Source organism: Sphingopyxis terrae subsp. terrae NBRC 15098 (assembly GCF_001598815.1).
GTDB classification, from domain to species: domain Bacteria; phylum Pseudomonadota; class Alphaproteobacteria; order Sphingomonadales; family Sphingomonadaceae; genus Sphingopyxis; species Sphingopyxis terrae.
Window position 1 is genome coordinate 1 of sequence record NZ_BCZQ01000053.1, and the last position, 7,234, is coordinate 7,234.

Annotated in this window: 5 protein-coding genes and 1 pseudogene; 4 read left to right on the forward strand and 2 right to left on the reverse strand. The window is 49.8% G+C overall.

The window, feature by feature from the left end:
• Both STE01S_RS20185 and STE01S_RS19925 read left to right on the forward strand, forming a co-directional pair.
• A pseudogene (locus tag STE01S_RS20185) lies at positions 1-126 on the forward strand (IS256 family transposase); the annotation flags it as partial.
• Between the two features lie 2 nt (positions 127-128).
• Positions 129-1,832, forward strand: a complete 1,704-nt coding sequence (locus STE01S_RS19925; protein WP_082813450.1) for a class I adenylate-forming enzyme family protein — start codon at positions 129-131, stop codon at positions 1,830-1,832.
• 131 nt (positions 1,833-1,963) lie between these two features.
• Here the strand turns inward: STE01S_RS19925 and STE01S_RS19335 are convergent, their stop codons facing one another.
• Positions 1,964-3,493 (reverse strand): MFS transporter, encoded by a 1,530-nt coding sequence (locus STE01S_RS19335; RefSeq protein WP_255266034.1) that lies wholly within the window; start codon positions 3,491-3,493, stop codon positions 1,964-1,966.
• Positions 3,494-3,954: 461 nt separating this feature from the next.
• The gene (locus STE01S_RS19930; protein ID WP_322787085.1) at positions 3,955-5,166 is read right to left on the reverse strand and encodes an alpha-hydroxy acid oxidase; all 1,212 of its coding nucleotides are present in this window, start codon (positions 5,164-5,166) and stop codon (positions 3,955-3,957) included.
• Between the two features lie 519 nt (positions 5,167-5,685).
• Between STE01S_RS19930 and STE01S_RS19340 the strand changes: the two genes are divergently transcribed.
• Positions 5,686-6,435, forward strand: coding sequence for a DUF5131 family protein (locus STE01S_RS19340; protein WP_054588541.1), 750 nt, complete (start codon positions 5,686-5,688; stop codon positions 6,433-6,435).
• Positions 6,435-7,234 (forward strand): three-Cys-motif partner protein TcmP (gene tcmP, locus STE01S_RS19345; RefSeq protein ID WP_120694241.1); only part of this gene is annotated, 800 nt, incomplete at its 3' end. The genes STE01S_RS19340 and tcmP, both read left to right, overlap by 1 nt.

Below are 7,234 nucleotides of genomic sequence, written 5' to 3' on the forward strand. Positions count from 1 at the left end.
ATGGAGCAGAACGACGAGTGGCAGCTCCAGCACCGATACATGCAGATCGAAGGCATGGCCGAACTCAACCAACCCATGATCGAGGAGGAAAATCAGCCCCTACACATCACCGCCAAAGCCGCCTGACGATGGCCCACGGCCACAGCCGAAATTACACCACCTTGACGGACGCGACCAAATTGACTGCTCGAGGTGAGCAATTCGAGCTTCAGGATATTACGATCAATGGGAATGTGTGCAAATGGTTTGTAAACGCCCCGAGCACTTTGCCGCAAATGATCAAAGAATCGATCAGCGACCAAACTTTTTACGTTTATAAAACAGAACGATACACATTCAATGAAATGTATCAGCGGGCCTCGAGCTTGGCTGCCGAATTGATCGAAAAATATGGTATTTCGCCTGGAGATAGGGTCGCCATTGGCATGCGCAATTATCCAGAATGGCCAATCGCATTTACAGCGATCACATCAATCGGGGGCATCGTAGTCGCGCTGAACGCCTGGTGGGAATCCGATGAGCTCGAATACGGACTGAATCACACCGGAACAAAAGTTGCAATTGTTGATCAAGAGCGGCTTGACCGTATAATTGGAAATGACCGCTTGAATGAAATGCACCTCATCTCGGTTCGATCCGAACCTGAAGAGAGAGCCCAACCGATCGAACCTCTGCTAAGTCGCAAAGTCGATATGCCAGAGGTTGAGCTGGGACCGGACGATGATGCCGTAATTCTGTTTACATCTGGATCAACAGGTCATCCTAAAGGTTCAGTGTCCACCCATCGAAATATCCTCGCCTCATTACTGTCATGGGAACTTGATTTAACTTGCATGGCGGTTTTGAAAGGCAGGACGAAATCTAAAAAAAATGGCAGCAAAGCGTATACCGATTCGACGCTATTAGGGATGCCGCTATTTCATGTGAATGGTTTATTGGCAGTCTTACTAGCCAGTTACCGTAAACAGCGAAAAGTGGTTGCCATGTACAAATGGGATCCCATGCGCGCGGTTGAGCTGGTTGAACGCGAGAAAATAATCAGCTTTGTCGGCACTCCGGCCATGACGGGAGATATCATGCTGGCTGCCCAAGACACTGGTCATGATGTCGGAAGTTTGTTGGCCGTTGGCGGGGGCGGTGCTGCGCGCGCTGAATCGCAGGTCAAGGGCCTTGATGACACATTCAAAAATGCTAAGCCTGGTACCGCCTGGGGTATGACCGAGACCAATTCCATCGGCACATCTATCGTAGGCGATGATTATCTGAGCAGGCCATCGAGTTCCGGTCGCGTCAGCGCGGTTCTTGAATTGGGGGTGGTTGATGATGGCGGAAATTTTCTTCCATCAGGAGAGCGCGGAGAATTATTGATCCGAGGCACTTCAGTTATTCACAAATATTGGGAACGCCCAGACTCCATTGATGATTTTCTAGAAGATGGTTGGTTCCGAACTGGAGATATCGCATATATTGATAAAGAGGGCTTCTTGTATGTCGTCGACCGACTGAAACAGATCATAATTCGCGGTGGCGAAAACATTGGTTGTAGCGAAGTAGAGTCAGCTTTGGCAGGTTATCCGTCTATCATTGAAGCGTGTGTTTATGGTGTGCCTGATGAGAGGCTCGGCGAAGAAGTTGCGGCCACGATATACGCTGACAATCAGGTAGATGTTGCGGCATTGCAAGAAAGTTTGAAAAGCAAGCTCGCCAATTTCAAGATCCCGAAATATGTCCGGATTTCGGAGACCCCTCTGGCCAGAATTGCATCTGGAAAAATCGACAAGAAATCGATCCAGAAAGAGCATGTTCTCGAATTGGATACCAAAAAGACTTAGGACAATACCAGAGCTCTCAACACGAAAGCGGAAATCTGGCACCATACTCTATTGCACTTGACAGCGCACTAAACCTTTCTGCGATAATGAGGCGTATGGCACCCAGTTATTATGGCTGCACAATATGCTGCCTATTGTCGGTGCTCGGTTATTGTTCTGTCTTGAAGTCTGCGCAAATTTTCTTCGAAGTCCTCTTTGCTCAATTTGTAACTAGTCAAGGCGCCAATCATAACAAGATAGATCGCGGTCACGATTGGAACGAAATACGCGCCAAGATCCCAAATCGCCTGGTCCGAGACATCATCAACGCTCACCCCTTTTGGGAATTGTGCAAGCGTCAGTACGAAGGATGCCATCAACACACCCAAGCCCTGAACGCTCTTTTTCGCAAAAGTTATGGCCGCGGCCAATATCCCTTCAGAGCGCCGCCCGGTTTCCAGTTCTGATTGCTCTGCCAAATCGGCAAGCATCGAGGCGACCAAAATATTGAAACAAATTATTAGGCCAAGATCAACGATCCCAAAAATCAGGTTAAACCAGAATATGATCGGATCGCCGTTAGCCGGGAGCATATCAAACAGGCGCATACAAATAGGAATTGGCGCCGCCACAAACGCCACAAGCCCCACAATGATCGCGCCGTTCTTTTTGCCCATACGCTCAGAAACGAATGGCGCAATCTTAAAGCCGATAAAGGCCGACAGGAAAATCCCGATAGAAAGATAGCCGGTTTCCGCGGGCGTGAATTCCCAGAAATAGGAAACAAAATACAGATGCAAAGAGGCTTTGAGACCCAAACCCATAGCGCCGAGCATCGAAGCGGCAAAAATCGATACGAACGAGCGATTGGCAAGCGTTTCAAAAATCTCTTTGAAGATTTTGGGCACTGTAAGTTTGCGTTGTTGGGGCGGGCTATAAAGCGTTGGAATTCTTGAATGCGTGCCCGCCGATGACACCATAATAGAGATAAAAATCAACACCGAAGCGATAACGCCATAGGCAGTGTAAGGCGCCCGCGAGCTTACTGCCTCGGACATGGAGCCGGTTACGAAAAGTGGAAAGACAATGAAGAACATGGCGATGTTCATGAAATTGCCGCCCGACCAGGCAAAGAAATGAGCGTAGCTGATGAGCCTGCTTCTATCGTTGTAATCCTGAGTCAATTCAGGCGCCAAAGCTATATTGGGCGTTTCAAAAAATGTGATGCCGGTCCGTATCAAGACGGATAAACACAACAGATACCAAAAAGTCTCTGTGTCAGAGAAGCTTTCGGGGGGCATCCAAACTAAGAAAAAACACAGCGCAACCGGAATCGCAGCTCCATACATGAAAGGATGCCGGCGCCCCCATCTGGAGCGCAGATTATCCGACCAATAACCCACCAATGGATCGCTTACCGCATCAAAAAGCAGCGATATAAACAGAGCCAGCCCAACCAATCGGGGATCCAGGCCCACAACCTGGCTGTAAAACGCCAAGAGGTAATAATCGAAGCCGTTGGATTTGATACCAAAGGCCATAGCGCCCATCCCGTAAAAGACGCGCGTGTGCCAAGGAAGCGGTGGCGTAGGAATTGGCGATTGCGAGATTGGTTCTAACGGTGGATTAACGGTCGCCATTTGATCGCCCAAGTTTAGTTTGTTGTGATCGTTGTTGCTCAAGATACCCTCCTCAGGTGCCGCAAAATAATTTTGCTTATTTCTATAGCTATCAGAGCACGTTCACGGAGGTATGATCATAATGATCAATTTTCGACAAATTCGATCTGCCACACATTCCAGTTGGAAAACCTAACACAATGCCTTCGTGGCTTCGCCCCATTGCGCGTACTTCAACAGATTCACACCTTCAATCGGCTTAAATTGAGATATTGGTGCCGCCGTAAAGCCCTGCAAACAGCTAGAAATCGGCCAAGAGAAAGCTTGCAATGTCTTCAGCATAGTTGGCGATATCCTCGCGAGCAGCTCTGCATTCGTCTAAAGTTATTGCTGTCTCAAAGGTATTATTTTCCGGATATTCCATCTAGGTTGCGCGTGGGCGGTTTGGTCAGGCGTTGTTGAGATGCCACCCACAATGTACTTATGAGTCCCGGTCAAAGCCCCTTTAATCACTCGATAGCTTGCTAATGACCGGCATTTATCGAGCTTCTTGTTCGCAAATTATGAGGACCGAGCTCATCAAGACTTCTTATTCCCATCAGTTTCATATCTCGTTCTATTTCTGTCCTCATGTTTCCAAGGGCGCGTTCAACTCCAGCTTGGCCTGAGGCAGCCAATGCATACAGATAGAATCGTCCTCCTGATACCGCTTTTGCCCCCACGGAAAGCGCTTTTAGGACATGAGTGCCGCGCTGCACTCCTCCTTCACAGATCACATCAATCTTGTCTCCAACCGCATCACAAATTTCTGCCAGCTGATCAAAAGGCGCACGAGCGCCGTCAAGTTGACGTCCACCATGATTGGAAACCATAATTCCTGTGCAACCAATTTCGACAGCTCGTAGCGCATCCTCAACACTCATGATGCCCTTCAAAGCGAATTGCCCTCCCCATTGGGAGCAGAGTTTTTCAGCGTCGTCCCAACCCATCGATTGGTCCAGCATAGTGGAGAAATAGTCTCCAACGGATACTGCCAAATTTGTGCCCTGTCCCACGTGACCAGATAAATGGGGCATGTCGAATTTCTCTTTCGTCAAGAAATTCCAAGCCCACATCGGGTGGGAGGCAAAACTAGCCAAGGAAGATAGAGTCAGCTTTGGAGGAGACTTGAAGCCGGTGCGCAAGTCTCGTTCACGATTTCCTCCCGTTATTGTATCCACGGTTAAAGCCATGACCTCAAAATTTGCATCCCGTGCACGCTCCAAAAGTGTATCGTTAAGGTCGCGATCCTTGTGGAAATAAAACTGAAACATTTTGGGGCCCGATGCGATCGGGGCGATTTCTTCCGCTGAAACCGTTGCTAACGATGAGATCCCAAACATAGTGCCATATCTTGTCGCGGCTCTTGCAACAGCACGCTCTCCCTCATGATGGAACAAGCGCTGCAGCGCGGTTGGAGCACAATAGAAGGGCATGGCTAGTTTTTGCCCCATCACCTCGACGCCCATATCAATTTGTTCGACGCCTCTTAGTACATTCGGAACCAAGTCCACGTCTTCAAATGCTGCGCTATTTCTGCGGTATGTCACTTCATCATCAGCAGCGCCATCAATGTAATGGAAGATGGGACTAGGGAGACGTTTTTTCGCTAATCGGCGGAAATCTTCAAAATTATGACAGTCTCTAAGGCGCAACTCAATATTCCTTGATTTTGGCTCGCGTGTCAAAGCACCCAACGTTTGTTAAGTGTCCTTTTTGCGGTTTCATTCTTTCGTCATCCTCGCGCATTACAAATTGTGAAAACCTGATTGGCATTCGACTGCTGGGGTTTCGGGCTTTGTTGCCTACACCTAAGAATATTGAAAAATGGCCAAATATTGAAATCTCTGCACTTATCACTCTACCCAAACTACCATGAGAGTCTTTGACGAATTGCTTCAATAATTGTCAGTTTGGTGCGGCCAGTCAGTCAACTTCGGGTGCGGTCCCATGCGAAAAATGACGGATAACCGCCATTATGTGAAATGTCGGAAAGTGGGCCGCTAACAGAAGGACCGCTTTTGAAAAATCCAGGCGCCAAGCGGTCTCCGCGAGATCAAATCCATATCTCTAGGACCGCTAGTCGAAAAGATTGAAATCGAAAGGGAAGTTTAGATCGTCTCCATAAGCAGAAGACGCCACTGCGACTCAAAGCCTCACCTTGCCTTTGAACTACTTAGCCACTAGTGTTCCACGAATGTTCTCGGAGGCAGATCATGTCTGACAACAGCGCAATCGAATGGACCGACGCCACTTGGAACCCGGTGACGGGCTGCACGAAGATTAGTCGAGGCTGTGACAACTGCTACGCTGAAAGATTTTCTGAGCGGTTCCGTGGAGTTCCGGGCCATCCGTTCGAAAGCGGTTTCGACCTTACACTTAGACCTGCTCGGTTAGAACAGCCACTTGGCTGGCGACGTCCCCGAATGATCTTCGTCAACTCGATGTCAGACCTATGGCACAAGTCAGTTCCGTTCGAATACGTCGATAGAGTTTTCGATACGATGGAGAAGGCCGATTGGCACGTTTATCAGCTCCTGTCGAAGCGCAGCTCTCTCATGTCGAAGTACCTCCGAAAGCGGTATCGAGATCGGCCCTGCCCTCAACATATTTGGTGCGGGGTTTCAGTCGAGGATGCCCAAGCTAAAAGTCGAATTTTGCACCTCCAAGGCTCGCAAGCGGGCGCGCGTTTCCTGTCGATTGAGCCATTGATCGGCCCGGTGGGAGAATTGGACCTCTTTAATATTGACTGGGTGATTGTGGGCGGAGAAAGCGGTCCGCGGGCAAGGCCAATCGATCCCCGTTGGGTTCGAGAGGTGCGAGACCAATGCATAGAGCAAGACGTCGCCTTCTTCTTCAAGCAATGGGGTGGGTTCAGGCCCAAGGACGGTGGAAGGAAACTCGACGGGCGAGAATGGAACGACTTCCCCCAAAAATTCAAGGCTGCGGTGGAGAATGCTGACTAATGGCTCAGCCTCCGGTGCTGCCGCGAGAGTACCACGATCGCGAGCAAACGTTCGTCAAGCACATTATCTTGCGAGGCTATTTGCAAAAAGTCGCTTATAATATCCTCTCGGCGTGGGACGACTTCACATTCGTTGACGGTTTTTCAGGTCCTTGGGAGGCGAGGTCAGAAGAGTTTGCTGACACATCATTCGGCATAGCGATCAGGGAGCTCCGAGAGGTTCGGGAGTCCTTCCGCCTTCGCGGAAAAACGAAGTGTTTGCGCTGTGTATTCGTGGAGAAGGAGGCGGAGCCCTTCGAACGCCTCAATGGCGCCGCTGGAGGCGCAGCGGACCTTCACGCCCGCGCCATCCACGGCACGTTTGAGGACAATATCCCGGAAGTCCGTCGTTACGTTGGCTCCTCATTTGCACTGACGTTTGTAGACCCAACCGGGTGGAGCATCGACCTCAGCCGCATCGCTCCACTCCTAAGACAACGGGGGGAGGTGCTCATCAACTTCATGTACGAGCATTTCAAAAGGTTTGTGGAGGACGAACGTCCCGAAATACGCGCTTCGTATGACAAGCCCTTCGGCGGCTTGCCTTGGCGCAAGATGATTGACGAAGAGATGTCCAACGGCCTTTCTAAGGAAGAGGCCATTCTGGAGGTCTTCAAAACCGCAGTGAAAGAGGTATGCGGTTTCGACTACGTCGCTAGCGCCCGCATTCGTCATCGCAAACTGGACAAGTCGCATTTTTATCTCGTCTACGGCACGCGGCACCAGAAGGGCTTGGAAGTATTCAGGCAAGTTGAACGCAC

What these genes read in the sequence shown, in the direction of transcription:
- STE01S_RS19925 (WP_082813450.1), top strand. Translation starts at nt 129, where the DNA reads ATGGCCCACGGCCACAGCCGAAATTACACCACCTTGACGGACGCGACC.
- STE01S_RS19340 (WP_054588541.1), top strand. Translation starts at nt 5,686, where the DNA reads ATGTCTGACAACAGCGCAATCGAATGGACCGACGCCACTTGGAACCCG.